General features: G+C 70.8%; 29 protein-coding genes. 16 read left to right on the top strand and 13 right to left on the bottom strand.

The genetic code is table 11. The features are described 5' to 3' along the window. Position 1 precedes the first annotated feature (1 nt). From AC3A3J_RS05035 to AC3A3J_RS05060, 6 genes are all read left to right on the top strand, one after another. Positions 2-691, top strand: a complete 690-nt coding sequence (locus tag AC3A3J_RS05035) for a DNA-3-methyladenine glycosylase (RefSeq protein ID WP_487671228.1) — start codon at positions 2-4, stop codon at positions 689-691. Between the two features lie 126 nt (positions 692-817). Next, positions 818-1054 carry a 50S ribosomal protein L28 gene (rpmB, locus tag AC3A3J_RS05040; RefSeq protein ID WP_025102729.1) on the top strand — a complete coding sequence of 79 codons (237 nt, stop codon included), beginning with the start codon at positions 818-820 and terminating at the stop codon, positions 1052-1054. Next, the gene (rpmG, locus tag AC3A3J_RS05045; protein ID WP_046014935.1) at positions 1054-1224 is read left to right on the top strand and encodes a 50S ribosomal protein L33; all 171 of its coding nucleotides are present in this window, start codon (positions 1054-1056) and stop codon (positions 1222-1224) included. The genes rpmB and rpmG overlap by 1 nt, the downstream gene beginning before the upstream one ends. A 2-nt stretch (positions 1225-1226) precedes the next feature. After that, the gene (gene rpsN, locus AC3A3J_RS05050; protein ID WP_314096482.1) at positions 1227-1532 is read left to right on the top strand and encodes a 30S ribosomal protein S14; all 306 of its coding nucleotides are present in this window, start codon (positions 1227-1229) and stop codon (positions 1530-1532) included. Positions 1533-1806: 274 nt separating this feature from the next. Further along, entirely contained in the window at positions 1807-2094 is a 288-nt protein-coding gene (locus AC3A3J_RS05055) for an HU family DNA-binding protein (protein WP_120230127.1), read from the top strand. A 382-nt stretch (positions 2095-2476) separates the two neighbouring features. Beyond that, positions 2477-4441, top strand: a complete 1965-nt coding sequence (locus AC3A3J_RS05060) for a bifunctional copper resistance protein CopD/cytochrome c oxidase assembly protein (protein WP_487671291.1) — start codon at positions 2477-2479, stop codon at positions 4439-4441. An 11-nt stretch (positions 4442-4452) separates the two neighbouring features. Here AC3A3J_RS05060 and AC3A3J_RS05065 read toward each other — a convergent pair whose 3' ends face one another. Beyond that, positions 4453-5520 (bottom strand): hypothetical protein, encoded by a 1068-nt coding sequence (locus AC3A3J_RS05065; protein ID WP_487671229.1) that lies wholly within the window; start codon positions 5518-5520, stop codon positions 4453-4455. A gap of 118 nt (positions 5521-5638) precedes the next feature. Here AC3A3J_RS05065 and AC3A3J_RS05070 point away from each other — a divergent pair, with 118 nt between their 5' ends. Continuing rightward, on the top strand, positions 5639-7051 hold the full coding sequence (locus AC3A3J_RS05070; protein ID WP_487671230.1) for an ATP-dependent DNA helicase: 1413 nt from the start codon (positions 5639-5641) through the stop codon (positions 7049-7051). Between the two features lie 10 nt (positions 7052-7061). Here the strand turns inward: AC3A3J_RS05070 and AC3A3J_RS05075 are convergent, their stop codons facing one another. Together AC3A3J_RS05075 and AC3A3J_RS05080 are read right to left on the bottom strand one after the other, a co-directional pair. After that, positions 7062-7709 carry a biliverdin-producing heme oxygenase gene (locus AC3A3J_RS05075; RefSeq protein WP_487671231.1) on the bottom strand — a complete coding sequence of 216 codons (648 nt, stop codon included), beginning with the start codon at positions 7707-7709 and terminating at the stop codon, positions 7062-7064. Positions 7710-7774: 65 nt separating this feature from the next. Further along, entirely contained in the window at positions 7775-8089 is a 315-nt protein-coding gene (locus AC3A3J_RS05080; RefSeq protein ID WP_487671232.1) for a DUF2470 domain-containing protein, read from the bottom strand. A 98-nt stretch (positions 8090-8187) separates the two neighbouring features. Between AC3A3J_RS05080 and AC3A3J_RS05085 the strand changes: the two genes are divergently transcribed. Continuing rightward, complete coding sequence (locus AC3A3J_RS05085; protein ID WP_487671233.1) at positions 8188-9471, top strand: serine hydrolase domain-containing protein; 1284 nt, start codon at positions 8188-8190, stop codon at positions 9469-9471. 68 nt (positions 9472-9539) lie between these two features. Here the strand turns inward: AC3A3J_RS05085 and AC3A3J_RS05090 are convergent, their stop codons facing one another. Together AC3A3J_RS05090 and AC3A3J_RS05095 are read right to left on the bottom strand one after the other, a co-directional pair. After that, positions 9540-9764, bottom strand: a complete 225-nt coding sequence (locus tag AC3A3J_RS05090) for a multidrug transporter (RefSeq protein WP_487671234.1) — start codon at positions 9762-9764, stop codon at positions 9540-9542. Next, complete coding sequence (locus AC3A3J_RS05095; RefSeq protein WP_487671235.1) at positions 9751-11172, bottom strand: APC family permease; 1422 nt, start codon at positions 11170-11172, stop codon at positions 9751-9753. Before AC3A3J_RS05095 ends, AC3A3J_RS05090 begins: the two co-directional genes overlap by 14 nt. 241 nt (positions 11173-11413) lie before the next feature. On the opposite strand from AC3A3J_RS05095, the gene AC3A3J_RS05100 reads away from it, so the two are divergent. Beyond that, positions 11414-13648 carry a DUF7927 domain-containing protein gene (locus AC3A3J_RS05100; RefSeq protein ID WP_487671236.1) on the top strand — a complete coding sequence of 745 codons (2235 nt, stop codon included), beginning with the start codon at positions 11414-11416 and terminating at the stop codon, positions 13646-13648. Further along, positions 13641-14501, top strand: a complete 861-nt coding sequence (locus tag AC3A3J_RS05105) for a hypothetical protein (RefSeq protein ID WP_487671237.1) — start codon at positions 13641-13643, stop codon at positions 14499-14501. Before AC3A3J_RS05100 ends, AC3A3J_RS05105 begins: the two co-directional genes overlap by 8 nt. Positions 14502-14563: 62 nt before the next feature. Here AC3A3J_RS05105 and AC3A3J_RS05110 read toward each other — a convergent pair whose 3' ends face one another. From AC3A3J_RS05110 to AC3A3J_RS05120, 3 genes are all read right to left on the bottom strand, one after another. Further along, positions 14564-15310 carry a GntR family transcriptional regulator gene (locus AC3A3J_RS05110; protein WP_487671238.1) on the bottom strand — a complete coding sequence of 249 codons (747 nt, stop codon included), beginning with the start codon at positions 15308-15310 and terminating at the stop codon, positions 14564-14566. Positions 15311-15501: 191 nt separating this feature from the next. Continuing rightward, entirely contained in the window at positions 15502-16209 is a 708-nt protein-coding gene (locus AC3A3J_RS05115; protein WP_487671239.1) for a hypothetical protein, read from the bottom strand. Between the two features lie 239 nt (positions 16210-16448). After that, complete coding sequence (locus tag AC3A3J_RS05120) at positions 16449-16817, bottom strand: hypothetical protein (RefSeq protein ID WP_487671240.1); 369 nt, start codon at positions 16815-16817, stop codon at positions 16449-16451. Positions 16818-17001: 184 nt separating this feature from the next. Here AC3A3J_RS05120 and AC3A3J_RS05125 point away from each other — a divergent pair, with 184 nt between their 5' ends. Beyond that, positions 17002-17298, top strand: a complete 297-nt coding sequence (locus tag AC3A3J_RS05125) for a hypothetical protein (RefSeq protein WP_487671241.1) — start codon at positions 17002-17004, stop codon at positions 17296-17298. Between the two features lie 33 nt (positions 17299-17331). Here AC3A3J_RS05125 and AC3A3J_RS05130 read toward each other — a convergent pair whose 3' ends face one another. Both AC3A3J_RS05130 and AC3A3J_RS05135 read right to left on the bottom strand, forming a co-directional pair. Continuing rightward, positions 17332-17841: a DUF805 domain-containing protein gene (locus AC3A3J_RS05130; RefSeq protein WP_487671242.1), complete on the bottom strand. Its 510-nt coding sequence runs from the start codon at positions 17839-17841 to the stop codon at positions 17332-17334. 101 nt (positions 17842-17942) lie between these two features. Beyond that, positions 17943-18224, bottom strand: coding sequence for a LysR family transcriptional regulator (locus AC3A3J_RS05135; protein WP_487671243.1), 282 nt, complete (start codon positions 18222-18224; stop codon positions 17943-17945). A gap of 111 nt (positions 18225-18335) precedes the next feature. On the opposite strand from AC3A3J_RS05135, the gene AC3A3J_RS05140 reads away from it, so the two are divergent. After that, positions 18336-19034, top strand: a complete 699-nt coding sequence (locus AC3A3J_RS05140; protein ID WP_487671244.1) for a gamma-glutamyl-gamma-aminobutyrate hydrolase family protein — start codon at positions 18336-18338, stop codon at positions 19032-19034. 40 nt (positions 19035-19074) lie between these two features. Here the strand turns inward: AC3A3J_RS05140 and AC3A3J_RS05145 are convergent, their stop codons facing one another. From AC3A3J_RS05145 to otnK, 3 genes are read right to left on the bottom strand one after another with little or no spacing between them, the layout of a single operon-like run. Beyond that, positions 19075-19878: a DeoR/GlpR family DNA-binding transcription regulator gene (locus AC3A3J_RS05145; RefSeq protein ID WP_487671245.1), complete on the bottom strand. Its 804-nt coding sequence runs from the start codon at positions 19876-19878 to the stop codon at positions 19075-19077. 12 nt (positions 19879-19890) lie between these two features. Beyond that, complete coding sequence (locus AC3A3J_RS05150) at positions 19891-20547, bottom strand: class II aldolase/adducin family protein (RefSeq protein WP_487671246.1); 657 nt, start codon at positions 20545-20547, stop codon at positions 19891-19893. Next, positions 20531-21778 (bottom strand): 3-oxo-tetronate kinase, encoded by a 1248-nt coding sequence (gene otnK / locus AC3A3J_RS05155; RefSeq protein WP_487671247.1) that lies wholly within the window; start codon positions 21776-21778, stop codon positions 20531-20533. Before otnK ends, AC3A3J_RS05150 begins: the two co-directional genes overlap by 17 nt. Positions 21779-21947: 169 nt before the next feature. Between otnK and AC3A3J_RS05160 the strand changes: the two genes are divergently transcribed. The 4 genes from AC3A3J_RS05160 to AC3A3J_RS05175 are packed head-to-tail and all read left to right on the top strand — an operon-like array spanning position 21948 to position 26475. After that, positions 21948-23246: a homoserine dehydrogenase gene (locus tag AC3A3J_RS05160; RefSeq protein WP_487671248.1), complete on the top strand. Its 1299-nt coding sequence runs from the start codon at positions 21948-21950 to the stop codon at positions 23244-23246. Further along, on the top strand, positions 23243-24223 hold the full coding sequence (locus AC3A3J_RS05165; RefSeq protein ID WP_487671249.1) for an amidohydrolase family protein: 981 nt from the start codon (positions 23243-23245) through the stop codon (positions 24221-24223). Before AC3A3J_RS05160 ends, AC3A3J_RS05165 begins: the two co-directional genes overlap by 4 nt. 43 nt (positions 24224-24266) lie before the next feature. Then, the gene (locus tag AC3A3J_RS05170) at positions 24267-25562 is read left to right on the top strand and encodes an MFS transporter (RefSeq protein ID WP_487671250.1); all 1296 of its coding nucleotides are present in this window, start codon (positions 24267-24269) and stop codon (positions 25560-25562) included. After that, positions 25555-26475, top strand: coding sequence for an amidohydrolase family protein (locus AC3A3J_RS05175; protein ID WP_487671251.1), 921 nt, complete (start codon positions 25555-25557; stop codon positions 26473-26475). The genes AC3A3J_RS05170 and AC3A3J_RS05175 overlap by 8 nt, the downstream gene beginning before the upstream one ends.

Here is a 26475-nt window from a genome sequence, read left to right on the forward strand (position 1 = left end):
CATGAGCACCCTGCACCGCGCGACGCGGGACGAACTCGCCGGACTGCCGGTGGAGGTTGCGCCGCGACTGCTGGGCGGCGAGCTGCGCACGGTGCGGGCCGACGATCCGTCGTCCGAGGTGCGGCTGCGCATCACCGAGGTCGAGGCGTACCACGGGCAGGGCACGGGGCCGCTCGCCGACCCGGGCTCGCACGCGCGCATGGGGCGCACGGCCCGCAATGCGACGATGTGGGGCGAACCCGGGCACCTGTACGTGTACCTCAGCCACGGCATCCACTCGTGCGTCAACGTGGTCTGCGGACCCGATGGCATCGCCGGGGGAGTGCTGCTGCGCGCGGGTGAGGTGGTCGCAGGGGTGGATGCCGTCGCCCGCCGCCGCGGCGTCGACTCCGCGCTCACACCCCGGGTCGTGCGGGACCTGGCCCGCGGACCCGGTCGTCTCGGGCAGGCGGTGGGGCTGAGGCATCCGCTGCACGACGGCATCGACGCGGTGTCGGGCGCCGCGCATCACGGGGTGCGCGCCGAGCTGTGGCTGGGAGAGCCGCTCGACGACGTCGCGACGGGCCCGCGCGTCGGCGTCGCGGGCGTGGCGGGGACGGATGCCTTCCCCTGGCGCTTCTGGGTACCGGGCGACCCGACGGTGTCGCCGTTCCGCTGGGGACGAGGCGCGCGCGAGGTCGTGCTAGACTAGGCGATTGTCTGTGCACACTCCTGTGCGCAGTTCGCGTGCCGTCCGGTCCTGCGGGGTCAGGCGGCGTGCAGACAAGGGATCTTGGGTGGGGCCGTCCGGCCTCACGGTAATGAAGGAGTCACCATCATGGCAGCAGTGTGCCAGGTGACCGGAGCTGTTCCCGGCTTCGGTCACAACGTCTCGCACTCGCACCGCCGGACGAAGCGCCGCTTCGACCCGAACGTGCAGAAGAAGACCTATTTCGTCCCGTCGCTGGGTCGTAAGATCACGCTCAACGTGTCCGCCAAGGGCATCAAGGTGATCGACGCCCGCGGCATCGAGAACGTCGTCAAGGACCTCCAGGCGAAGGGTGTGAAGCTCTAATGGCCAAGAAGGCTCAGGACGTCCGTCCGATCATCAAGCTGCGTTCGACGGCAGGCACGGGGTACACCTACGTGACCAAGAAGAACCGTCGTAACACCCCCGACCGTCTCGTGCTCAAGAAGTACGACCCGGTGGTTCGCAAGCACGTCGAATTCCGCGAGGAGCGTTAATCATGGCGAAGAAGAGCAAGATCGCTCGCAACGAGCAGCGCAAGGTCGTCGTCGAGCGTTACGCCGAGCGTCGCGCCGAGCTGAAGAAGACCCTGGTCGACCCGAACGCGACCGACGAGGCCCGCGAGGCCGCCCGCGTCGGCCTGCAGAAGCTGCCGCGCAACGCGTCGCCGGCGCGCGTGCGTTCGCGCGACGTCATCGACGGCCGCCCCCGCGGCGTGCTCACGAAGTTCGGCATCTCGCGTGTCCGCTTCCGTGACATGGCGCACCGTGGCGAGCTGCCCGGCGTCACCAAGTCGAGCTGGTAAGACAGCGCGTCTGAAAGGGGCGAGGATCTTCGGATCCTCGCCCCTTTCCGCGTCTCCGGGGTGGTCGCGCCTCCCTCATTTCGGGCGGTCGGAGGGTCAGAACGTGTGACTGGAGTGAAAAAAGTGGCCCGACACGCCCTGTAAATGGCCAAAACCCGCGAAATGACGCGGAAATGGGGGTGGTCGTTGGTACATTCGAGGCGGTCACTCGACCAGGGGCACCCGCCCCGATCCACACAACGATGCGACGGAATCCTCGTCGCTGGAGGATGACATGGCTGACAAGTCCATCACGAAGACCGAGCTCGTCGCGAGCATCGCAAGCGCCACGGGCCAGAGCCAGGCCACCGTCTCGGGTGTCCTCGACGCGCTCTTCTCGTCGGTCTCCGACGCTGTTGCCAAGGGCAGCAAGGTCTCGATCCCGGGCTGGATCTCGTTCGAGCAGGTCGACACGGCCGCCCGCACCGGCCGCAACCCGCAGACCGGCGCCGAGATCAAGATCCCGGCCGGCAAGCGCGTCAAGGTGACCGCCGGCTCCAAGCTGAAGGCAGCCGTCAAGTAAGACGCTCCGCCTCGAAGGCCGCCGCCCCTCCCGGGACGGCGGCCTTCTGCGTTGCCTCAGGCATGCGCATCCCTCGCGCCGATGGGGTCTGCGGCCCCCCTCCTCTGCTCCCGTCGCATTTTCTGTCGCTCGATCGCGTGCCAGACGACAGAAAGTGCGACGGGAACCGAGGGAGAGAGGGGGAGGGGAACCGAGGGAGAGAGGGGGAGGGGAACAGCGGGAGAGGGGGAGAGGGAAGGGGGAGGCGGCGGGCCGGAGGGGGCGGGGCGCGGCTTAGGCTGGAGGGGTGACCTCCCGCGCCGTGACCGACCGACCGGGCGCGGCGACCCGACCGCGCGCCACCACTCGACCGCGCCCCGGCACGCCGTCTCCGGGGTACCGGCTGGCCGGTCTCGCGATCCTCGGAATCGCGGCCATCGTCGGCGTCGTCGCGGCGCTCGTCGTGGGTGGCGGCGCCCAGCCCCTGCTCCTGCAGGATCCGGGTCCGTTCGTGATGTGGGCCACCCCGATCGCGAAGCTCGTCATGAACATCGCGGCGGCCGCCATGCTGGGCTCGCTCGTGATGGCGCTGTTCGCGCTCAAGAGCGGCGATAAGCCGTTCGACACCGCCCTGAACGTCGCATCGATCGGCGCGGCCGTGTTCACCGTGTCTGCAGGCTTCACGGCGTTCCTGACCTTCATGGCCGCGTTCAACCCCCAGCTCAGCATCGAGCGGGAGTTCGGCACGCAGCTCGGCCGCTATCTGCTCGAGACGGCGCTGGGCCAGTCGTGGCTGATCACGACCATCTTCGGGTCGATCATCACGGTGCTGGCCTTCGCCTGGCGCAGCTGGACCCCCACCCTCATCACGGCGCTCCTCGCCGCGGCGTCGTTCCTGCCGCTCGCGACCCAGGGCCACTCCGGCGACCTCGCCGGGCACACGACGGCGGTCAACTCGATCCTCCTGCACACGATCGGCGCCGCGGTCTGGCTCGGGGGTCTGCTCATGCTCGTCATCCTGCGCCGGCGCGCGGGCATCGACGACGCCGAGCTGGTGCGCCGCTACTCGTCGCTCGCCATCGCCGCCTTCGTCGTGGTCGCGGTCTCGGGCATCGCGCGATCGGTCGTGGCCCTCGGTGACCCGAGCCAGCTGTGGACCCCGTACGGCGCGATCCTGCTCGCCAAAGCCGTGCTGCTCACCGCGATGGGACTCCTCGGCGCGTGGTACCGCGCCCGACTCATCCCGCGGCTCGAGGGCGAACGGGCATCCGGCTGGTTCTGGATGCTCGTGCTGGGCGAACTCGCCCTGATGGGACTCGCGTCGGGCGCCGCGGCGGCGCTCGCCCGCACGCCTCCGCCGACCGGCGAGGAAGCGGCCTTCGCGCAGACCCCCGCCGAGGTGCTGACCCGCTCGGCCGTTCCCCCCGAGTTCACGCTCGATCGCTGGTTCACCGCCTGGGACATCGACATCCTGTGGTTGGTCGCGGGTCTCTTCGGCTTGTTCCTCTACCTGGCGGGCGCGCTGCGCCTGCACCGTCGTGGCGACCGTTGGCCGATCCACCGCACGATCTTCTGGTCGCTCGGCATGCTGATGCTGATCTGGGTGACGTGCGGTCCGATCAACGCCTACCAGGAGTACCTGTTCAGCGTGCACATGCTGGGCCACATGATGCTGTCGATGGCGATCCCGCTGCTGCTCGTCTCGGGAGCCCCGGTCACCCTCGCGCTGCGCGCCATCCACAAGCGCGATGACGGCACGCGCGGCGGACGCGAATGGATCCTCTGGGCCGTGCACTCGCCGTTCTCGCGCGTGGTGACGCATCCGTTCGTCGCCGCCGCGATCTTCATCGTGTCGCTGTGGGCGTTCTACTTCACCGACCTCGTGCGGTGGTCGATGTTCGAGCACCTCGGGCACGAGTGGATGGTCATCCACTTCCTCATCTCGGGGTACCTCTTCGTGCTGAGCCTGATCGGGGCCGACCCGGTGCCGTATCGCCTGCCGTACGCCGGGCGCCTCATCACCCTCATCGCGGTCATGGCGATGCACGCGTTCTTCGGCGTCGCGATCATGATGCAGGAGGGGCTGATGGTCGCCGACTGGTTCGGCTCGATGGGCCGCACGTGGGGCGTCGACCCCCTGGCGGATCAGTACATCGGCGGCGGTGTGGCGTGGTCGATCGGCGAGATCCCCACGCTGATCCTCGCGATCACCGTGGCGATCCAGTGGAGCCGCAGCGACACGAAGCTGCAGAAGCGCCGCGATCGGCACGCCGACCGCACGGGAGATGCCGAGCTCGAGGACTACAACGCCAAGCTCGCGGCCCTTGCCGATCGCGATCGACGCCGCGAGGCCGCCGGGCGCTCCTGAGTCCTGACGGCTCAGTCGGCCGCGAGGTCGGGGGAGCTCACGCGGATCGACGCCGTGCCGTCGGCGAGGATGACGACGCTGCCGTCGATGCGGAACGGCACGTCTTCGGAGACCTTCTGGATCGACCCGTCGAACAGCGAGCGGATCTCGACCTCGACGTGGGCCACGCCGTCGGACGGGGGGATCGCCCAGTCGCCGCCGTCCGGCACCACGGTCACCGTGGGCTGCTTCGCGATCGACCAGGTCGGCAGGGTGGCGATGCGGTTCTGCACCTTCATGCCGAAGGGGCAGGCGGTGGGCTGCAGCACCTGCTGGGTGGTGCAGGCGGTGAGGAACTCCTCGACCTGCTGCTGCACGACGTCGACGAACTCGTCGGTGGGTTCGGTCTGCACCTCGAGAGGAGTGGTGGCGAGCGGGGTGTCGGCGAGCACGCCCGTGCCCGCGGCGGTCGAGATGGGGGTGTCGACGGTGACGGAATAGACCCCCGGGGTGAACACGAGCAGGGGCAGCGGGTCGAGATCGGCCGCGCCGGTGCCGGCGACCGAGACCTGGGCGCGCTGCATCTCGAAGCCGTTGACGGCGAAGCGATCGGCGCCGCGCAGCGTGAGGTCGACGACGGCGAGCGGGCTGCGTTCGAAACGCCAGCGCGGGGCCACGCCCTCCCATCCGTCCTGCTCGACGGTGAAGGTGGTGCGTCCGGGGTGGCCGGCCGCCTCGTACGAAACCGTGACCTCGGTGATGCCGTCGTTCTCCTTCTCGGACTCGACCTCCACGCGGGTCAGCGGGGCGAGCGCCGCCTGGCGGAGCAGGGCCTCGGATGCCGTCGGGGCGATGCCGGCGTCGGCGAGGATCTCGCGGTCGACGGCCACGCCCGGAACGCGCAGCGCGTCGGCGGCCCGACCGGTGGACAGCAGATCCAGGTACCTCGTGACGAATGCGGACGGACCATAGAAGTCCTTGTAGACGATCGCGCCCCCGGCGCCGAGCGCGGCGAGGAGCAGCACGCCGACGAGGGCGAGCAGCGTCAGATCGGCGGCGAGACTCGAGCGCCGCGGCGCCCTCATGTCCACCCCGTTCATGAGGCAAGTCTAGGAGCGACGCCTGGAGGAGCGCCGAGCGGCAGCGCGCCCGTCGCGCGGGCCTCGGGCACGTAGCATGGTGGGGCGCCCCGCATCCCTCGTTCCCTTTGTGAGACCCGTGTCCCTTCCCGCTCTGTCCGCCGAACAGCAGGAGCTGTTCGACCTGATCGAGCACACCGACGAGCACGTCTTCATCACCGGACGCGCGGGCACCGGCAAGTCGACCCTGCTGCAGCACTTCGCGTGGAACACCGAGAAGCAGATCGCGATCTGCGCCCCCACGGGCGTCGCGGCGCTGAACGTCGAGGGTCAGACGATCCATTCGCTCTTCCGGTTGCCGATCGGTCTGATCGGCGACGCCGACATCGACCAGAACGACGCCACCCGCCGCATCCTGAACGCGATCGAGACGCTCGTCATCGACGAGGTCTCGATGGTGAACGCCGACCTCATGGATGCGATGGATCGCGCGCTGCGGCAGGCCCGCGGGCGCCGCGGCGAGCCGTTCGGCGGGGTGCAGGTCGTCATGTTCGGCGACCCGTACCAGCTCGCGCCGGTGCCGCCCCGCGGTGACGAGGCGCGCTACGTGAAGGACCACTACCGGTCGTTCTGGTTCTTCGACGCGAAGGTGTGGTCGGGGCCGTGGACGGGCGGGCCGGAGGGCGCGGACGCGACGGCCCCGGGTGATGGCGCGCTGTTCGAGGTGGATGCCCGTGCCGAGCTGCACGTGCGGGAGCTCGTGCACATCCATCGGCAATCGGACGACGGATTCAAGGCGATGCTCAACGCGGTGCGCTACGGGCGCGTGACCGCCGAGATCGCCGGGGTGCTGAATGCACAGGGTGCGCGCACGCCCCCCGATCCGGAGCCGGGCGAGGTGCCGATCATCACCCTCGCGACCCGCAATGACATCGTCAACGGCATCAACAGCCGGCATCTGGCCGCTTTGGCGGGCAAGGAGCAGATCGCGCACGCCGAGATCAACGGCGAGTTCGGTCGCGGCGAGGCGTCGCTGCCGGCCGAGACCGAGCTGCGGCTCAAGGTCGGGGCGCAGGTGATGTTCCTGCGCAACGACACCTCGATGTCGGGCGAGCCGCCGCGGTGGGTGAACGGCACGATCGGCACGGTCACGCGCATCCTGGGCGGGTCGGTCCGCGTCGACATCGACGGCGAAGAGGTCGACGTCGAGCCCGCCGTCTGGGAGCGGTTCCGTTACGCCTACGACCCGCACACCAAGAAGTTGAGCCGGGATGTGGTCGCCGAGTTCACGCAGTTCCCGCTGCGGCTGGCGTGGGCGGTCACCATTCACAAGTCGCAGGGCAAGACCTACGACCAGGCGATCATCGATCTGGGCTCCGGTGCCTTCGCGCCGGGGCAGACGTACGTCGCGTTGAGTCGCCTGACGTCGCTCGACGGGCTGTACCTGTCGCGCCCGTTGCGGCCGAGCGACATCCGCGTCGACGAAGACGTTCGCCGATTCATGCGCGAGGCGTGGCTGGCCCGCACGACCCCCGAGCTGCCGACGGGCTGAGCCGCCTCGCTTAGGCGGCGAGGCGCGCCCGGTCGAGGTCTTCGAACAGTTCGGTGTTGAAGCGGTAGGCGAGCAGCACCTCGTCGATCACGCGCTCGCGCTCTGCCTCGTCCCACGGAGCGGCGTCGAGCTGCTCGCGGTACACGTCCTTGAAGGTGGACGGGTCGGCGATGTCGTCGAACAGGTAGAACCCGATGCCGTTGGTCTCGAAGCCGAAGCGGCGGGCCATGACCCGGCCGATGAAGATGCCGCCGGAGAGGTCGCCGAGGTAGCGCGTGTAGTGGTGGGCGATGAATCCGCCGACCCAGGTCGCACCGACCTCGCGGATGCGCTCGACGTAGCGGCGCGTGGTCGGCAGCGGCGCGATGCGCTCGCGCCAGTCGGCGCCGAGCAGGAACTCGAGGTCCGCTTCGAGCGCCGGAAGACGGGTGAGCTTGTCGCTGAGGAAGACGGCCGCGACCGGGTCGTGACGCATGCGGTCGCCCGCACCCTCGAGCGCTTCGTAGATGAAGTAGTGCTGCGCGACGAGGGCGATGTAGTCCTCGCGCGAGCCCTCTCCCTTGAGGAGGTCGGACATGAAGCCGGCGTGCTCGCTGCGGGAGTGCGATCCGGACGAACGCTCGCGCAGGGCGGCGGAGAAGGAGAGGATCTCGGGCATGGCCCCAGTGTAAGGGCAGCCTTACCTATGACGGAACCCGCAATCTCCTCCTCCGGCGTGACGGGTCACGCGTGCGGGCGCGGCTCCACGCCGAGTCGCGCGCACGCGGCGTCGTAGAGGGCGACGATCTCGCGACGCACTTCGGGGCGCTCGGTGATGGGACCTCCCGGCCACGGCACCTCAAGCTCGGCATCCGTCCCGCCGCGCGTGACGCGCCAGGTCCCGCCGTCGCCGTCGAACCCGGTCATCACGGCATCCGTCACCTCTGCATCGTCCGGAGCCGCGAACGCGCGGGCGATGAGGAGGTTGTCGTCGGTGTGGTCGTCGTTCATGTGGTGGAGAACGGCGGCGGTCACGGTGGCGTCGAAGATATGGGGCACCCCTTCACCCTAGAACGGCGCTTCGGCGACGGCGTCGGTGCGGACTTTCAGCCGGGGCGTTCTAGACTCGGGAGACACAGTCCCCGGGGGTCCCCTTCATGCAGCTTCTCTCGTCGCGCCGCTGGCGCGCCGTCACGGCCGGAGCCGTCGTGCTCGGTCTCGCGCTCACCGGATGCGCCGCCGAGGAGTCCTTCTCCTACGAGGCGCCCGCTCAGGTCGACGGGGCGCTCCCCGACGACATGGTCGCCCAGATGACGGATGCCGTGAACAACGCCATCACCGCGTCGGGCTCGACCGGTGCCATCGTGGGCGTCTGGGCCCCGTGGAGCGGTCAGTGGGTCACCGGCCTCGGCACCCAGCAGCCGAACGGCGAGGGCGGCGCCGTCGACACCGACATGGCCTTCCGCATCGGCGACGTCACGCGACTCATGACGTGCGACGTGCTCTACGCCCTCGCCGACGAGGGCACCGTCGAGCTCGACGCGCCCGTTCCCGACTACGTCTCGGGTGTCGCAGACCTCGAGGGCGTCACGCTGCTCGACCTGTGCAACGGCACGGCCGGCATCGGTTCGTCCGAGCCGCGGGTCTCGGCCGAGTGGCTCAACACCCCCGAACGCAAGTGGGTGCCGCTCGAGCTGGCCGGCTACGGCCTCGCCGCCGCCCGCACGCCCGTCGGCGCGTACCGCGAGTCCGACGCCGGCTACCTGCTGCTGGGTCTCGCGCTCGAGCGCGCGTCCGGCCTCTCGGCCTCCGAGCTCATCTCGACGTACGTGACGCAGCCGCTCGGGCTGAGCGCGACCTCGCTGCCCGGTCCGGAGGCGGCGGCGCCCTCGACCGGCTCGGTGCTCGACGGCCACTACCTCACCCCCCTCGACGGCGGCTACAACTGCGCGGCCCCCGTCGACATCACCACGATGTCGTCGAGCGCGGGATTCACCGATTCCGGCGCGGTCTCGACGATCGAGGATCTCGGGCGGTACGCGCAGGCCGAGGCCTCCCAGGCGCTGCGCACCGAAGAGGAGCCGGCGCGCTTCGGCACGCCGCTCCCCGTCTCGGCCGAGGCGCCGTCGTGGTACCAGGCCACCGGCGGCGGCTACCTCGTCGGATCGATGATCGGGCAGCACGGCTGGACCCCCGGCTACGCGACGGCCGCATACTCCGACCCGCAGTCCGGGTTCACGGTCGCCGTGGTGCTCAACAACTCCACGGCCGGCGCCGGCGTCGTGCAATCGCTCGCGTGGGAGCTCGCGGCGATCGCCTCGAAGGCGCCCGCGGCCGAAGGGCAGACCGCCCCCGAGTTCGGCCTGCCCTTCACCGCCGAGCAGTACCACCAGGCCGTCATCGACTCCGGTCTCGCGTGCGCGCCGCCACCCGCGGAATGATCGCCGCATGAACGAGGAGGGCCCCTGCCGATCGGCAGGGGCCCTCCTCGTCTGTCACGCCGTCGCGGTCACTCGCCGTCGGCGTCAGGCATCCCCGGTCCGGGCCCCGGACGCACCTCGGCGTCGTCGCGGATGTCGACGCGGGTGTTGCCGTCGTGCTCGCTCACGTCGATGCGGGGCGCCGCGTCCTCCTCGGTCGCGTCCGGCGCCGAGGTGAGCTGGTCGTGACGGTTCTCTTCGAACGACGGGTTCTCTTCGAACGACTCGGCGTCGCGGGTCTCATCGGGTCTCATCGGGGTCCTCCTGGGTGTCGGGGCGGGCGGTGGAACGGGGGGTGGTCGTGGTGGTCGAGGACGTGGGCGTCGCAGACGAGACGGATGAGTCGGTCGAGCGCCGACGCGCGAGACGCGTGATCAGGAACAGCACGGCGCCGACCGCGAGCAGGATCGCGCCGAACAGCCACACCTCGGCGGGCTGCTGGGTGAAGAGCAGGATGCACGAGAGGATGCCGAGCACGGGCACGAAGGTCCACACGCGGAAGTGATCGTGCTCGACCTTGTCACGACGCAGCACGAGCACCGACACGTTGGCGCTCAGGAAGACGACGAGGAGCAGCAGCACGACGGTGCTGGCGAGGAGCGCGAGGTCGCCGACGAGGGTGAGACCCATCGCGACGAGGGTCGTCACGAGGATCGCGACCCACGGCGTCTTGCGCTTCGGCAGCACGCGGGACAGCACGACGGGCAGCAGCTTCTGCTCGGCCATTCCGTAGGTCAGGCGGCTGACCATGATCATCGTCAGCAGCGCGCCGTTGGCGACCGCGATCAGGGCGATGAGGCTGAAGAGCCACGACGGGATGCTCGCGCCGGTCGCCTCGACGACGGCGAGCAGCGGGCCGGACGACTCCTGCAGCTCCGACGCCGGGAGCGCGACCGAGCTGGCGACACCGACCAGCACGTACACGACGCCGGCGGTCACGAGCGAGGCGAACAGGGCACGGGGGTAGGTGCGGCGCGGGTCCTTGACCTCTTCGATCATGTTGGCCGAGGTCTCGAAGCCGACGAACGAGTAGTAGGCGATGACGGCTCCGGCGAGCACGGCGAGGGCGACCGGCGTGCCCTCCGGAGTTTCGACGACGCGTGAGAAGTCGCCGCCTCCGCCGCCCACGAAGAAGGCGACGACGACGATCACGATCACGAGACCGCTCAGCTCGATCGCAGTCATGACCAGGTTGGCGCCGAGCGACTCGCGGATGCCGCGGGCGTTCAGCAGCGCCACGATCGCGAGGAACGCGATGGCGACCGGCGTCGTGGGGAGGTCGATGAACGTCGAGAGGTAGTCGCCGGCGAACGCGATCGACAGACCGGCGGCGCTGACGACGCCGGCGGCGAGCATGCAGAACCCGACGAGGAACGAGACGAGCGGACTGCGGAACGCGCGCTCGGCGAAGACGGCCGCGCCGCCCGCCCGGGGGTACTTCGTCACCAGCTCGGCGTACGAGCCGGCGGTGAGGAGCGCGAGGAGAAGGGCCACGACGAGGGGCGCCCACAGCATCCCCCCGACCTCTTCGGACAGCACGCCCATGAGCGCGTAGATGCCGGCGCCGAGCACGTCGCCGAGGATGAACGCGAACAGGAGCGGGCCGGTCACGGCCTTGCGAAGACGGGTGGGGTTCTCCGCTAGAGGAGCTTCGGTGGTCATTTTCCGCAACATAGGACGCTGAGCCGCTCGCCTCGATGGGGTTGACACCGCGGCCCGCCGCTCGCAGCTGGTTCGGCGCGCCGTCCCGACCGGGGCGTCTCCGACCGATTCGCAGACGTCACCCGTCTTATTGTTGGCGACCGTTCTCAGGTCACCGCGTACCGGACGAAGCAATTCGTCCTCACTTATCCACAGTTCCGCCCTGTATCGCGGCGTACCCGCTCCGCATGTCGCCTCGCAGGTGTATCGTGTCGGCTCAAGAGCGGTCTACACGGCGCCGCAACTGAGCTGGACCGGTGCCCTCGCCGTCGGCGAGACGGTGACGGTCACGTACTCCGTGACGGTCGACGACCCGATCACCGGCGACCGGCGCATCGACAACGCGGTCGTCACCGACAACGGCGGCACCTGCGACGACGGCTCGACCGACCCCGCCTGTGTCGTCAACATTCCCGCGGGTTCGTTCACCGTGGCGAAGACCGCATCGGCGACGAGCGCCCTGCCCGGCGACGTCGTCACCTATACGGTGACGGTGCGCAACACCGGAGCGGTCGCCTACACCGACGACGCCCCGGCCTCGTTCGAGGACAACCTCGCCAACGTGCTCGACGACGCGACGTACAACGACGACGCGACCAACGGCGCCACGGTGACGGGCACGACCCTCGCCTGGCAGGGGGCGCTCGCGGTGGGCGAGACGATCGTGATCACCTACTCGGTCACGGTCGACGACGCCGGCAGCGGCGCCGGTGACGCGAATCTCGGGAACGTGGTCGTCGCATCGTCGCCGGGCGGCGAGTGCGACCCCGAAGGCGGGTGCGTCACCGACACCCCGATCGGACGGTTCCTCGTCACCAAGACGTCCGACGGCGCCGGTGTCGTTCACGAGGGCGACGTGCTGACCTACTCGGTCACCGTCACGAACGACGGGGATGTCGCCTTCACCCAGAGTGATCCGGCATCGTTCACCGACGACCTGTCCGAGGTGCTCGACGACGCGACGTACAACGGCGACGCGACGGCCGGCGCCACCATCGACGGAACGACGTTGAGCTGGCAGGGTCCGCTCGCCGTCGGCGCATCGGTCACCCTCACCTACTCGGTGACGGTGGGAGCCGTGGGCGACGGCGACGGCGTGCTGACCAACGCGGTCGTGCCGGGCGACGGCGGCGCGTGCATCCTCTCCTGCTCCACCACCGACGAGCTGCAGGCCTACATGGTCTCGAAGACCTCGTCGGCCGGTGGGTCGGTCGGCGAGGGAGACGTCGTGACCTACACGGTCACCCTCACCAACACGGGCGCGGTCGACTACACCGAGGACTCGCCCGCCACCTTCACCGATGACCTGTCGGCGGTTCTCGACGATGCGGAGTACAACAACGACGCATCGGCGGGGGCCACCGTCTCCGGAAGCACCCTGTCGTGGTCGGGCGCCGTCCCCAGCGGTTCGTCCATCGAGATCACGTACTCGGTGACAGCACTCGCCGCAGGAACCGGCGATGGTGTTTTCACGAACGTCGTCGTCCCCATCGGTCCCGGCGGCGAGTGCGCCCCCGACGACGACTGCTCGACCACCGACCTGCTGCGCGCGTTCCGCGTCGACAAGGCGACTTCCACGACGAGCGCCGAGCGCGGCGACGTGGTGGTCTACACGGTGACGGTGACGAACACCGGCGCCGCGGCCTTCACGCCGGATACTCCGGCCACGGTCACCGACGACCTCAGCGGGGTGCTCGACGATGCCTCGTACAACGGCGACGCCTCGAACGGTGCCACGTATGCGGCACCGGTGCTGTCGTGGTCGCTGGCCCTCGCGGCGGGGGAGAGCGTGGCGCTGACGTACTCGGTCACCGTCAACGACACCCTCGACGGCGATCTCGCTCTCGTCAACGCTGTCGATCCCGGTGCCGATGGTGCGTGCGCCGAGGACGGCGCCTGCGTGACCGAGACCCCCGTCGGCGGCTTCTCGGTGGCGAAGGCCGTGGATGTCGCGACGACCGGCCCCGGTTCGACGGTGACGTACGCGATCACCGTGCGGAACGAGGGGGCGGTCGCGTACACCGCCGAGAACCCCGCGGTGTTCGCCGACGACCTGTCGGACGTGCTCGACGACGGCACCTACAACGGTGATGCGACGAACGGCGCGACCTACGACGAGCCCGTGCTCGTGTGGTCGGGCCCCCTCGCAGTCGACGAGTCGATCACCATCACCTACAGCGTCACGGTCGACGACAACCTGACCGGTGATCGTCGACTCGAGAACGCGGTTCTGCCCGGTCCGGGCGGCGGATGCGCGGCGCAGTGCTCGGTCACGACCTCCGTCGTGGCGCCGGGGAGCTCGTGGCTCGCCACCACCGGGCTACCGGCCGGTCTCCTGGGCGGGGTGCTCGGCGCGGCCGGTCTCGCAGTTCTCGCTGGCCTCGTGCTTCTGCTCGCACGACGCCCCCGACACGGAGGAGTGCACCACGATGTCTGACCCTCGACCCTGCAGCTCCGAGTCCTGGCGCACGACGCCACGACGGCTCGCCGCGGCGCTCGCGGTGCTGCTCCTCGCGGCATTCGTCGCCTTCGACGGGAACGCGGCACGCGCCGACGCACCGCCCGCCGCCGCTCCCGATGTCGCCATCACCCTGGTGAGCGATGCGCGGGAGGTCGCAACGGGCGACGCGATCACGTACACCGCGGTCGTGACGAACAAGGGGGAGGCGTTCGGTGCGCGAGTGGTGCTCGAGCCGCCCGCCTATGTCACCCTCGAGACCGTGGAGCAGGACGGCACCCTCGGCGAGGGCGACGCCACCTGGTCGCTCGCCTTGGCCGCGGGCGAGACGACGACACTCGAGGCGACCGCGTCGGTCGGTGAGATCCCGGCCGACGCGGCTCGTGCAACGGCACTCATCAGCCTGTACGTCGGCGACGAGACCTCGCCGCTCGTGCGCTCGGCGTCGGCCGACATCATCGCCGGCGTCGACGATGAACAGACGGTCGCCACGGCGTCGGTGCCCCCGTACGCGATGATCGGCGGGGTGGGGGCGGCTCTGGTCGTGGGCATCGTCGCGGTGGTCGTGCTGACGCGGCGTCGGCGCGGCTCGGCGGACGCGGGCCCGGCTGCCCCGGCGCCCGATGCGGGTTCGGATGGCCCGGCGGTGGGTCCGGCCGATCAGGCGGCGGGTTCGGATGGCCCGGCGGCGGCTCCGGCCGATCTGGCGGTGGGTCCGGCTGATGCGCCGCAAGACGGGGGTTCGGCTGATGTGCCCGCGGGCCGGGCTGGCCCGGCGGCCGATCCGGCGGTGGGTTCTACCGATACGGCGGAGGCGCGGCCGGCAGGCTGAGACTGCTCGAGAATGACGAGGGCCCCGGGGGAACCCGGGGCCCTCGTCGTGTGCAGGTGGTGTCAGACGATGCCGAAGATGGAGCGGACCGCGGTTTCGGCGGCGACCCCGTCGTGCGTGGAGAGCGCCTCGGCCACTGCGCGGCTGCCTGCGCGCGCGGCCTCGATCTCGGCGGACGAGTAGGTGAGGCGTCGCAGGGCGCGAAGCAGGGAGTACTGGCGCTCGGTGATCTCGGCGAACAAGATGGGGCTTCCCGCACGGGCCGAGAAGAAGAGCAGCAGATCCAGCGCCCGCGTCGCGGCGGCGGCCGGGTCGCCCAGAGCCTCGAGCAGCGCATCGACCCGCTCGATCGCGGTGTCGGAATCGGCCGCTGAGAGGCGCGGCACCGCCTGGCGCGCGGCGATGCCTCCGCAGTAGCCGGCCCATCGACGGCAGTCCTCGGCGTTCTGGCGGGTCAACGGTGTGACGCGCGTGCGCCGGGAGGGGAGCACCTCGACGAGACCGATCTGCTGCAGCTGCAGGATGGCCTCGCGAACCGGAGTGCGGGAGATGCCCATCTGCTCGGCCAGCTCGCGGTCGCGCAGCAGCTCGCCGTCGGCGATCGCCCCCGAGGCGATGGCGGTGCCGAGCTCGGTGAACGCGTCGTCGCCGAGGAACCGTCGCACGCGGCGGAACTCGGACCCGTCGAAGATCTCTTGGCGGGGAACCGATGCCACTCCGGGGCGGGGGTCGGCGGGGGCGAGGTCGTCCTGGTCGCGATCTCCCGGACGGCGCGCTCCGCGCGGGCGGACTCGGACTTCATCGAACATCAACGTCATGGATCACCAATCGACTCGAGAGGGGAGAAGGGGGCGGCGCACCACACTCCGCCCCCTTCGCGCGCCGAGTTCCCCCTGGAACCGACGCGCTGATGAGGGAACCGACTCCCCCTCAAGAGAGATGACGAGCGAGCATCCGATATCTGACGCTCGTTCGCGGGATTCTTCGACGCAGGCCGGAATCAGCCCTTGATGGCGAGCACGCGGTACTTGCCGGTGGTGCCGGGAACGGGCGGGATGACGACGGCGTGCTCGTTCTTGCCCTGCGCCGGGGCGACAGTGATCTCGGGCGGCAGGCCCTGCGAGACGGCGGCGCCGCTCGCGCCCGTGAGGACCCCCGCCTTCACGGCGGCCGCCCCGAACGCCTTCGCCGCCTTCTTGTCGAGCGCCGAGATCGAGGTCTGGAACTGCAGCGCGATCGCGTCGAAGGTCTCGTCGGGCATGCTCGGGTGCGAGATGAGCACGGTGTCGACCTCGGCATTGCCGTTCTTGACCTTCAGCCCGGTGTAGCGCTGCTTGCCCACCCACCCGCGCGAGCGGAAGTCGTCGTACAGGGCGGCTCCGGCCTTCTTGCGCGTGGTCAGGTGCACGATGAGCAGGATGATGCCGAGGGGCACGAGGACGATGGGCGCGTACACGTAGACGTAGTGCCAGGCCTGACCGCGGCCGCTCGAGAACTCCAGGGCGTCGGCCTGGAAGAACAGGCGGAAGATGAGCCACCAGCGCCACTCGGTGGCCGAACCGATCTGCAGCAGGTTGATGACCAGGCCCGCCACACCGAGCACGAGGCTCGTGACGCCGATGCTGAAGGCCTTCCCTCGGGCGTTCACGGCCTGGGCGAAGCCCTCCGGGGTGGACAGTTGCTGTTGCACGGTGGCGGTTGTCGTCATGCGCCCGAGCATATTGGCATGCCAAGAGCCCCGTCGGGAGGCGCGACGGGCTGTCCAACCGGGGAACGGTGGTCGACATCTGCAGACGACGATGTCGACCACCGGAGGTGGGCGACACCCCCATGCCGCCCACCAGGTGGCCCCGATATTCCCGGATCGGGGCGCGGATGCTCGAGACCGAGACTCGGCATCCATATCTATTGACGCGGAGGGGGCGAGAATCTGACGCTCTCGCCGGTTCACACGATCGCGAGTTCGATCTGCCGTTGCAGCTGAGCGAGCGCGGCGGCGTTCTTCTCCGCGTCGGCGGTGTCGACCGGGGTGCCGGGAACGACGTCGAGCGAGATCTCGATCTCGCACCCCCGCCGCATCGCCACGATCGTCACACCCACCTCGCGCTCCCAGTGCCAGATCGTCTGCGGCATGCGGAAACGCAGCCGTCGACGCTCCTCATCGGCCTGCAGGTCGGTGCCGCCGCCGTCGAGAGCGATGCGCTCCACCGTCGCCGCGGCGACGTCGGCCCCGACCGCAAGCGTGAAACGCGTGGCGGCGACCGATGTCGGTCGGAGCAGCGCCTCGTGCGCCCGCATACGCCTGGTCTCGTCCATGGTCCGCCCTCCCGCGCCGCGCCCATCGCAGCGTGCCCGCAGAGGAGACGTGCGGGAGGGCGGAATCTCGCGCGCGAGGGTGAGATTCGTCGCGGAGCCGACGGATCCGCGCCGTCCGTCCGTCAGAGAAGACGAGGCCCGTTCGCGCCTCAGCACGGGGATTCTCGAGTCGAGGAGGTGTGCGGTGATCAAGGGTGAGAGAGGAGTGTCGGCGCTGCAGGGAGTGGTCTTCCTGCTGGTGGGGGCGGGTGTCGCCGCGACCACCGAGCGTGGAGGAGCGACCGGAGCGGTCGTCGCGCTGCTCATGCTCGCGGCGTCGGTGCACGGGTTCGCGTCGGCGGTGATGCTCGGCCGACGCGGCGAGAGCCACCTCGACCCGCCCGGTGGCCGTCGCTTCCCGGGGCTGACGGCCTTCGCCCCGCCGCCGCAGGACGACGACGGCGTCGCCGGACGAGAGACGAGCGAGGCGGCCGCGCAGTGACTCCGCGACCGTCGGCGCGGTGACGCGGGCCGGTCAGGCGTGGACGTCGAACCGTCGCGCTTCGCGCTTCGTGGGCTGCAGCATGAGGACCGCGAGGAACAGCGGACCCACCGCGGGCAGCAGAGCCGTGAAGAACCAGGGGCCGGCGAGACCGGCATCGTGCAGCCGTCGCCAGATCAGAGCGAGCGTCGGCACGACCAGCACCGCGAAGAGGACGCCGCCGATCGCCAGACCGGTCGGGAGGAGCGCGGCGGCGGTGGGGTCAGCGAGGAGTGGCGGCTGCGTGTATCCGACGACGTGACCCGAGCCGACTGAGACCGGCGACTGGTGGGCGAAGGAGAACGCCAGCCCGCTCGCCAGGCCCGCCGTCACCATCACGTTCGGGACGAGCGTGACGAGGAAGAGGAACAGGGCGACCCACCAGAACTCGCTCTTCGAGGCGCGACCCCGGAACGTCGCGTACGTGCGGAAGAAGCGCGACACCGCCTGCCCGAACGAGGCGCGGTGCAGCGGGGCGAGCAGGGGAGCGGTTGCAGTGGGCATGGTCTCCTCGGATGTCGTCGCGGACGCATCCGCCCCCTCAGTCTCGCGCACGGCGGCGGTCGTGTCGCGCGTGCCAGAACGGTGGCGGGGGAGGAGACGGGTCAGTCGACGGATGCCCGGTCGAGGGCGTAGTCGTGCATGTCGAGGCGCACCGACTCGACCTCGTCGAGGATGCGCCGCGCGCGCAGCTGCAGGTGCCGGCCGGCGGGGGTGAGCGAGACGCGGCGCGTGCTGCGCTCGAAGAGGCGCGTGCCGATCTCTTGCTCGAGGCGTCCGACCTGCACGCTCAGCGGCGGCTGCGACATATGCAGGCGGCGAGCGGCCCGGCCGAAGTGGAGCTCTTCCGCGACGGCCAGGAAGTAACGCAGTTGACGAAGCTCCATGCCGCCACGGTACGAGCCGGGTGTTTCGCCGCCGTTACGCGAGCGTTGCGGCTGTCGGCCCGGAGAGAGCGCCGTAACGACGTGGAAATACGCCGTGCGTATCGTGCCCTCATGGTGCTCCGCCCCCACGTCGCGCTCTTCCACGTGCGCACCCGTCGTCCGTCGGCGGTGGGGTACCAGGCGCTCCTCGACACGCTCAACGCCTCGGCGGTCGCCGCCGTCGAGGGACTCGGATGGTCGGCCTCGCTGCACGCCGCGGCCGAGGACCCCGAGGGCGACCTGCGCCGGGCCTCGTCCGAGGCCGACGTGGTCGTGATCCTCGGCGGCGACGACATCGAGCCGGGGCTGTACGGGCAGGACGACCGGCGACCCCGTCGAACGGGCTACGAACGCCGCGCCGACCGGATGCAGATCGCCGTGGTCATGGATGCGGTGCGCGCCGGTCGCCCGCTGCTCGGGGTGTGCCGGGGGCATCAGCTGCTGAACGTGGCGCTCGGGGGCACGCTGCGGCAGCACGTCGACGGGCATCGTGCCGCGGCGGGCGACCCGTACGTGGCGACGTCGCTCGACCTCGACGCCGTCGCGCCGGGGCTCGTGCCGCCCGCGCTGTGCACGCATCATCAGGCGGTCGACGAGCTCGGCGCCGGTCTGCGGGTGCTGGCCCGCGCTGACGACGGCGTCGTCGAGGCGATCGCGCACGAGCAGCTGCCGTTGCTCGGGGTGCAGTGGCATCCGGAGCATCCGTCGACGGCCCCGACCCAGCTCGCCGGCCTGCTGCGCGCGGTGCACGAGCGCGAACTCGTCGGCTGAGGGGGATCGCTCGACGGATGGCCCGCCGCCGGGCCGGCGGTCAGGACCCGGGAGTGCGGACCACCGAGACCCCGCGTTCCTCGATGCCCGCCGCCGTGGCGTCGCTGAGACCGGCATCCGTGATGACCATGTCGAGGTCGTCGAGGTCGAGCACGCGGTAGCGCCCGAAGGTGCCGTACTTCGAGCTGCCCGCGACGAGCACCGACTCGCTCGCGCTCTCGAGCGCCGCGATCTTCGGCGCGATCTTCGACTCGGTGGGCGTGGTGACGCCGCGCCGCAGGTCCCACGACGAGGAGGAGAGGAAGGCGATGTCGATCGACAGCTCGTGCAGGGTGAGAGCCGCGAGCCGTCCCGTCGTCGACTGGTTGGCCTTCTCGACCCGCCCGCCGATCGCGATGAGGTCGGCGGAGGGGTGGTCGAGGAACGCCGCGATGATGGCGAGGTCGTTCGTCACCACGGTGAGGTCGTTGACACGCTCGAGGTGCGGCCGCATCGCCTGGATCGTGGTGCCCGCGTCGAGGTAGATCGTCATCGACTCGGTCACGAGGGACGCGGCGTGACGCGCCATCCCGTCCTTCTCGGCGACGTCCTGCCGCGCCTTCTCGAACCGCGAGGGCTCGGCGACGAGGCGGGAGGCGATCTTGGCGCCGCCCGGCGTGGCGAGCACCCGGCCGGCTTCCTCGAGCGTGGCGATGTCGCGCCGGATGGTCATGTGGCTCACGCCGAGCAGCCCGGTGAGCTGGCGGTAGCTCAGCACGCCCTCGCGGCGGAGGTGCTTGACGATCAGCTCGCGCCGCTGCTCGGGGATGAGCGGCGTAGGGGCGGCATCGTCGGCGGGGGTCATGTCGTGGTCAGCCTAGCGAACGAGTGCGGAGTCCTCGGTCCAGGGCGTGCCCCACCGGTCGGCGAGGGTGCGCACGTCGGCGGGAGGGAGGAGACGGCGCGGTCGGCCGTCGGTGAGGAGCGCGATGCGGCAGGCCTCTTCGAGCTCGATGGCCGCCTCGACGGCGGCATCCGCCCCGGACGCCGACACGATCTGCCCGTGGTTGGCCAGCAGCACGGCGTGGAACGGGTGATCGATGGCGAGCACCTGCACGGCCAGGTCGGGGTCGCCGGGCACGCGGAACGGGACGAGGGGCGTCTGCCCCACCCGCATGACGAAGTAGGGGGTGAGGGGAGGAATGGCGCTCTGCGCCGACCACGGTTCGAGGCAGCTCGCCGCGACGGCGAACGGAGAGTGCAGGTGCACGACCGCGGTGTGCTCGGGGTTCTTCGCGTAGAACGCGAGGTGCAGGCTCACCTCCTTCGACGGCGTCGCGCCGCGCAGCGCCTCGCCGTGCGCGGTCACGACCGCGATGTCGTGCGGGGTCAGGCGCCCGAGGTCGGTCCCGGTGCCGGTCATGTAGACGACGTCGTCGACGCGGATGCTGACGTTGCCGCTGCTGCCGGGGCTGATGCCGGCGGCGGCGAGGCGGGCGCCGGCCGCGATGAGGGCGTCAGTGGGAGTGGTCATCGAGCGCCCTCCAGGCGGTGGTGAACATGTCGTCGGCGCCGAAATTGCCCGACTTGAGTGCGATGGTGACGGGGCCGTGCGCCGAGTCGGCCGCGCTCCAGCACACGCCGGGTGCGATGCGGGGTCCGATCCACAGGCGGCGGATGCCGAGGCGCTGCACGACCGCGCCCGAGGTCTCGCCGCCGGCGACGATGACCTGCCGGACGCCGAGCCGGTCGACGGCTCCGTCGACGATGGCCGAGAGGACCTCTTCGATGCGACCGGAGACGGTGTTGCCGTCGGGGCCGCGGCGCACGTCGTCGAGCGAGCCCACGGTGTAGATGAGCGGGACTTCGCCCGGGTCGAGGGTCTCGACCCACTCCAGCGCGTCGAGGACGACCTGCGCCGGATCGGCGGCGATGCCCTCGATGTCGAGCTTGCGCGCGGGCAGGCTCTGCGCGGCGTGCGCGATCTGGGCGCGGGTCTTCGCCGAGGCGCTGCCGCAGACGATCAGACGGCGGCCCGGAGTGACCTCGATCTCGGAGAGCGTGCCGGGGCGCGGGCCCGTCATGCCCAGGGCGAGGCCGGCCCCGCCCGACACGACGCGCCAGTCGGAGACGGCCGTCGCGATGGTCTCGAGGTCGGCGTCGGTGAGGGCGTCGACGACCGTGTACCCGGCGGGGCTCTCGTCGAGGGTGCGGCGCAGGGCGGAGGGGCCGGCCCACACGGCGTCGGCCCCGACCTCGCGGATGTCGCGCGCGGTCTGCGGCGCGAGGAGGTCGCGCAGGCGGGACTGCGTCATCGGGGTGAGCGGATGCTGGCGCATCGGCGATTCCTCGAGCAGGTCGTCGCCGACGAACAGGCGCCCGCGGTAGACCGTGCGGCCGTTGTCGGGGAAGGAGGGGACGACGATCGTGCGGGTCTCGCCGAGTTCGTCGAGCACGGCGTCGAGGACCGGGCCGATGTTCCCCTGCGGCGTGGAGTCGAACGTCGAGCAGTACTTGACGTAGTACCGGCGGGAGTCCAGCGCCTCGAGCGCCTGCACCGCGCGCACCGACTGGGCCACCGCGTCGGACACCGGGGCCGTGCGGGTCTTGAGAGCGACGACGACGGCATCCGCGTCGCCGAGCTCCGCCGGGTCGAGGGGAGCGTCCTCGATGGAGACGACCGCGCGGAATCCACGCTGACGCAGCGCGATGGCGAGATCCGTCGCGCCGGTGAAGTCGTCGGCGACTGCGCCGATCTCGATCACGGGTCCTCCTCGGGAATGTGTCCGCCCATTTGACCACGTGTGAATCGATGTGAACAAATTTGAGAAATCTGTATGGTGTGTGACACAGTGAGCGAGGCCCGCGGCAGACCCGCTCCGTCGGCCACCGCAACGACGCACGGAACGTCCCGTGCAGAGGGGACCACCGACGATGACCCGCACTCCCATCCGCATCGCCCTCACCGGCGCGCGCGGAGGTTTCGGCCGCACGTTCCTCTCGCAGCTGCGCTTCATCGACCGCATGACCGCGACGCAGCTCGTCGACCCCGACGTCGACGGCGTCCGCGCGCTGATCGCCGACCTCGGCGGGCTCCCCGACGCCGAGCCCGTCGCCGGCCACGACGAGGTGCGCTGGGACGAGATCGACGTGCTCGTCGAGGCGTCGGGCCGCGTCGAGGCGGGCTACCGCTACGCCGCCGAGGCCATCGAGCGCGGCATCCACGTCGTCATGGTGAGCAAGGAGATCGAGAGCGTCGCCGGCGTCTCGCTCGCCCGCGCCGCCCGGGCGAAGGGCGTGGGCTACCTCCCCGGCGACGGCGATCAGCCAGCCAACCTCCTGCGCCTGCTCGACTGGGTCGAGCGCGTCGGGCTCGAGGTCGTCGCGCTCGGCAAGTCGGGCGAGTACGACCTCGTTTTCGACCCCGCCACCGGCGTTCTCGAGCAGCAGGGCGAACGGATCGACGCCGCCGCCCTCGCCGACCACCTCTTCCTGGGCGACGACATCGCGGCGACCCTCGCCGCCCGGGCATCCGTCGTCGCACCGCTGAAGCGCGCCGCCGCCGCCGATTCGTGCGAGATGGCCGTCGTGTCGCTGTACTCGGGCGCCACCGCCGACGTCGAGCGCATGCACTACCCGGTCGCCCGCCCGAGCGAGCTCGCCGACATCTACGCCCGACGCGCCGACGGTGGGATCATCGGCACCGAACGCGCGGTCGATGTGTTCTCGGCCCTGCGCCTGCCGGGGGAGACGAGCTTCGCCGGGGGCGTGTTCGCGATCGTCACCACCGGCGACCCCGAGACGTGGGACCTGCTCGCCGGCAAGGGCCACATCGTCTCGCGCTCCGGCCGCTACGCCTGCATCTACTGGCCCTACCACTTCATGGGCGTCGAGACCCCGCTCACGATCGACGCGCTGGTCGACGGCACCTCGACCTTCGCCGAACCGCGCCACCACACCGTGCTCGCGGCCCGTGCCGCCCGCGCGCTGACCGCCGGTGCGACGTTCGAGGTGCGCGGTCACCACCACGAGATCGACGGCGTCGCCCCGGTCATCGTCGATCGCGCGGAGGCGGACTCCGGCGACGACGACGCTCTCGTCGCCGCGTACTACCTGCTCTCGGGCGCTCGCCTCGCACGCGACGTCGCCGCGGGCGAGCTCATCCGCGTGTCCGACCTCGAGGGCGTCGCCGCCGACGTGCGGGCCGCCTTCGTCGAGGGTGTGCGGCTGTGAGCGTCGAGACCGCCCGCCGGATCCAGGACGCACGTCTGCCCGACGGCTACGACCTGCGCATCGTCGACGCGCACCACCACTTCTGGGACCTCGAGGGCGACGGCCACTGGCCGTGGATCCAAGACGAGTACAACGAGCAGTTCTTCCTCGGGGACTACAACGCCATGCGCCGCACGTTCCTGCCGCGCGAGTACGTCGCCGAGACCGCGGGCTGGAACATCCTGGGCACCGTGCACTGCGAGGCCGAGCGCAGCCGTGCGGAGCAGGTCGCGGAGGACGACTTCCTGCAACAGCTCAGCGACGCCACCGCCGGACGCTTCCCGATCGCCGCCGTCGCGCACGTCGGCTTCCTCCAGCCCGACCGCGACGCCGTGCTCGCCGCCCACGCGGCGCGACCGATCGTGCGCGGCATCCGCTCGAAGCCCGTGATCGCCGCGGATGCGGGGGAGCGGGCGACCGGACCCGGCACCCTGCACGACCCCGCGTGGGTCGAGGGGCTCGCCGCCCTCGCCGCGCACGGGCTCTCGTGGGACCTGCGCGTGCCGTACTACCACCTCGCCGAGGCGGCCGACGTGCTCGCCGACTTCCCCGACCTGCCCGTGGTGATCAACCACTGCGGTCTTCCGATGGATCGCAGCCCCGAGGGTCTGCGCGTCTGGCGCGCCGGGATGGAACGCCTCGCCGACCTGCCCCGCACCGCGGTGAAGGTGTCGGAGCTCGGCCTCCACCCCAACCGCTGGGACCGCCCGTCGAACGAGCAGGTGGTGCGCGAGACCCTCGCCGTCTTCGGCGCCGGCCGGTCGCTGTTCGCCTCGAACCTCCCGGTCGCCACCCTGACCGCGCCCGACTTCGACGAGGTGATGGACACGATCCTCACCGGCGCCGCCGGCCTCGACACCACCGGCCTCGACGCGCTGTTCCACGGCACCGCCGCGCGCGTGTACGGCCTCGACCTCTCCCTGCTCCCGCCGCGCTGACGTCCGGCACACCCCGCATCCGCTCCGACCCCGAGGATCACCGATGACCACCCTCGAACAGGGCACCGCCGCCCGCACCGCCCGCCCCACGAAGATCCGCTGGTGGGTCATCGTGGTGCTCTTCGTCTTCTACACGATCAACTGCATCGACCGGGCGTCGCTCTCCGTCGCCCTGCCCACGATCAGCGCCGAATTCCTTCTGGAGCCCGCCGTGCAGGGCATCATCCTGTCGGCGTTCTTCTGGACCTACTGCCTCTTCCAGATCCCGGGCGGCGCGGCCGCCGACCGCTTCGGCCCTCGGCGGGTCATCGGCGTCGCCGCCGTGATCTGGGGCTCGTTCACCGCCCTGGCCGGTCTCGCCGTGAACGCCGTGATGCTGGTGCTCAGCCGTCTGGGCCTCGGCGCCTTCGAGGCGCCGTACATGCCCTCCGCCAACAAGCTCGTCACCCGGTGGCTGCCCGCCAAGCACCGCTCGACCGGCGTCACGCTCATCGACTCCGGTGCGCCTCTGGGCTCGGCGCTCGGCGCCCTGGTGGTCACCGGTCTCATCACCGCGACCGGCTCGTGGCGCTGGTCGTTCGTCATCATCGGTCTCGCGACGGTCGTGATCGGCATCGGCGTCGCCCTGTTCATCCGCAACCACCCGTCCGAGCACCCGCTCGTCAACCGCGCCGAGGAGACGCTCATCGCCTCGGGCGGCACGGCGGAGCGCCCGCAGGCCGAGGCCCCGGGCATGAGCCGCGCGACCGTGTTCTGGATGGTCGTCGGCCGCATCGGCTGGGCCATGGTGTTCTGGGGCCTGGTCACCTGGGGTCCGACGTACCTGTCGCAGGCCCGCGGACTCGACCTCTCGGCGATGGGCTTCGCGACGTTCCTCATCTTCCTGTGCGGAGCGGCCGGCGAGATCCTCAGCGGCATCCTCGCCGACGCGCTGCAGAAGCGCATGACGCCGAACCGCGCCTTCAAGCTGCTGTTCGGCGGCTCGGGCGCGCTGAGCCTGCTGGCCCTCGCCGCCCTGCCCTTCGTGAGCGACGCCGGGATGGCCGTGACGCTGCTGTGCGTCGGCGTGTTCTTCAACCTCTTCGGCGGCCTGTACTGGACCATCCCCGGGCGCCTCGCGAAGCCCGAGCGCGTGGGGGTCGTCGGCGGGGTCATGAACTTCGCCGGCACGTCGGCCGGCATCGTCGTGCCGATCGTCGCGGGTCTGCTCGTGCAGTTCACCGGCGGCTACACGGCCGTGCTGATCTACCTCGCCGTCTGCGCGGCGATCTACCTGATCGGCTCGCTCTCCATCGACTTCGAGGGTCGGGGCGTACGCACGGCGGCCGCGCATGCCTGAGCTCTACGACGGGCCGATCGTCGACGCGCACCACCACGTGTGGGACCTCTCGCTCGGCCGACACCCCTGGCTCGCCCCCGAGGGTCGGGTCGCCCACCGCTACGGCGACTACGAGCCCATCAAGCACGACTACCTCCCGGCCGACTACCGGCGCGACATCGCCGGCACCGGGATCGTCGCCTCGGTCTACATGGAGGCCGAGTGGACGCCCGGTGACGGGCTCGCAGAAGTCGCCGTCGTCGAGCGGTATCGCGAGGAGACCGGCGTGCCCGGTGCGATGGTCGCGCAGGCGTGGCTGGATGCTCCCGACGCGGAAGAGCAGCTGACGGCCCTCGCGGCCGTGCCCGCGGTCAAGAGCGTGCGGCACAAGCCCGGCGGTGCGACCTCGCCGGCCGAGGCGGAGGCCGGGGTGCGATCGCTCCTCTCCGACGAGGCCTGGCGCAGGGGCTATGCGCTGCTCGCCGACCACGGGCTGCACTTCGACCTGCAGACGCCGTGGTGGAACCTCGGCGAGGCCCGCCGGCTCGCCGACGACTTCCCCTCCACGACTCTCGTCATCGACCACGCCGGTGTGCTCGCGTCGCGCGACGCCGAGACCGTCGCGGCCTGGCGCGCGGCGCTGGCGCACGCGGCCGACGCACCGAACGTCGTGATCAAGGCATCCGGCCTGTGCGTCGCCGGAACGCCCTGGACCGTCGACGCGAACCGCGGACCGATCCTCGACCTCGTCGACGTCTTCGGCGCCGACCGGGTCATGTTCGGCAGCAACTTCCCGGTCGACGGCATGTTCGTGAGCCTGCCCGCGCTCGTCGACGGCTACCGCGAGATCCTGGCCGTCCTCGACCAGGCCGCCCAGCGCGCCGTGTTCCACGACACCGCGCAGCGCGTCTACGCGCCGCAGCCGCTCGGCTGA

It is taken from the genome of Microbacterium sp. Soil_N32, assembly GCF_057655505.1.

What these genes read in the sequence shown, in the direction of transcription:
- AC3A3J_RS05035 (WP_487671228.1), top strand. Translation starts at nt 2, where the DNA reads ATGAGCACCCTGCACCGCGCGACGCGGGACGAACTCGCCGGACTGCCG.
- rpmB (WP_025102729.1), top strand. Translation starts at nt 818, where the DNA reads ATGGCAGCAGTGTGCCAGGTGACCGGAGCTGTTCCCGGCTTCGGTCAC.
- rpmG (WP_046014935.1), top strand. Translation starts at nt 1,054, where the DNA reads ATGGCCAAGAAGGCTCAGGACGTCCGTCCGATCATCAAGCTGCGTTCG.
- rpsN (WP_314096482.1), top strand. Translation starts at nt 1,227, where the DNA reads ATGGCGAAGAAGAGCAAGATCGCTCGCAACGAGCAGCGCAAGGTCGTC.
- AC3A3J_RS05055 (WP_120230127.1), top strand. Translation starts at nt 1,807, where the DNA reads ATGGCTGACAAGTCCATCACGAAGACCGAGCTCGTCGCGAGCATCGCA.
- AC3A3J_RS05065 (WP_487671229.1), bottom strand. Translation starts at nt 5,520, where the DNA reads ATGAACGGGGTGGACATGAGGGCGCCGCGGCGCTCGAGTCTCGCCGCC.
- AC3A3J_RS05075 (WP_487671231.1), bottom strand. Translation starts at nt 7,709, where the DNA reads ATGCCCGAGATCCTCTCCTTCTCCGCCGCCCTGCGCGAGCGTTCGTCC.
- AC3A3J_RS05085 (WP_487671233.1), top strand. Translation starts at nt 8,188, where the DNA reads ATGCAGCTTCTCTCGTCGCGCCGCTGGCGCGCCGTCACGGCCGGAGCC.
- AC3A3J_RS05090 (WP_487671234.1), bottom strand. Translation starts at nt 9,764, where the DNA reads ATGAGACCCGATGAGACCCGCGACGCCGAGTCGTTCGAAGAGAACCCG.
- AC3A3J_RS05095 (WP_487671235.1), bottom strand. Translation starts at nt 11,172, where the DNA reads ATGACCACCGAAGCTCCTCTAGCGGAGAACCCCACCCGTCTTCGCAAG.
- AC3A3J_RS05105 (WP_487671237.1), top strand. Translation starts at nt 13,641, where the DNA reads ATGTCTGACCCTCGACCCTGCAGCTCCGAGTCCTGGCGCACGACGCCA.
- AC3A3J_RS05110 (WP_487671238.1), bottom strand. Translation starts at nt 15,310, where the DNA reads ATGTTCGATGAAGTCCGAGTCCGCCCGCGCGGAGCGCGCCGTCCGGGA.
- AC3A3J_RS05115 (WP_487671239.1), bottom strand. Translation starts at nt 16,209, where the DNA reads ATGACGACAACCGCCACCGTGCAACAGCAACTGTCCACCCCGGAGGGC.
- AC3A3J_RS05120 (WP_487671240.1), bottom strand. Translation starts at nt 16,817, where the DNA reads ATGGACGAGACCAGGCGTATGCGGGCGCACGAGGCGCTGCTCCGACCG.
- AC3A3J_RS05130 (WP_487671242.1), bottom strand. Translation starts at nt 17,841, where the DNA reads ATGCCCACTGCAACCGCTCCCCTGCTCGCCCCGCTGCACCGCGCCTCG.
- AC3A3J_RS05135 (WP_487671243.1), bottom strand. Translation starts at nt 18,224, where the DNA reads ATGGAGCTTCGTCAACTGCGTTACTTCCTGGCCGTCGCGGAAGAGCTC.
- AC3A3J_RS05140 (WP_487671244.1), top strand. Translation starts at nt 18,336, where the DNA reads ATGGTGCTCCGCCCCCACGTCGCGCTCTTCCACGTGCGCACCCGTCGT.
- AC3A3J_RS05145 (WP_487671245.1), bottom strand. Translation starts at nt 19,878, where the DNA reads ATGACCCCCGCCGACGATGCCGCCCCTACGCCGCTCATCCCCGAGCAG.
- AC3A3J_RS05150 (WP_487671246.1), bottom strand. Translation starts at nt 20,547, where the DNA reads ATGACCACTCCCACTGACGCCCTCATCGCGGCCGGCGCCCGCCTCGCC.
- AC3A3J_RS05160 (WP_487671248.1), top strand. Translation starts at nt 21,948, where the DNA reads ATGACCCGCACTCCCATCCGCATCGCCCTCACCGGCGCGCGCGGAGGT.
- AC3A3J_RS05170 (WP_487671250.1), top strand. Translation starts at nt 24,267, where the DNA reads ATGACCACCCTCGAACAGGGCACCGCCGCCCGCACCGCCCGCCCCACG.
- AC3A3J_RS05175 (WP_487671251.1), top strand. Translation starts at nt 25,555, where the DNA reads ATGCCTGAGCTCTACGACGGGCCGATCGTCGACGCGCACCACCACGTG.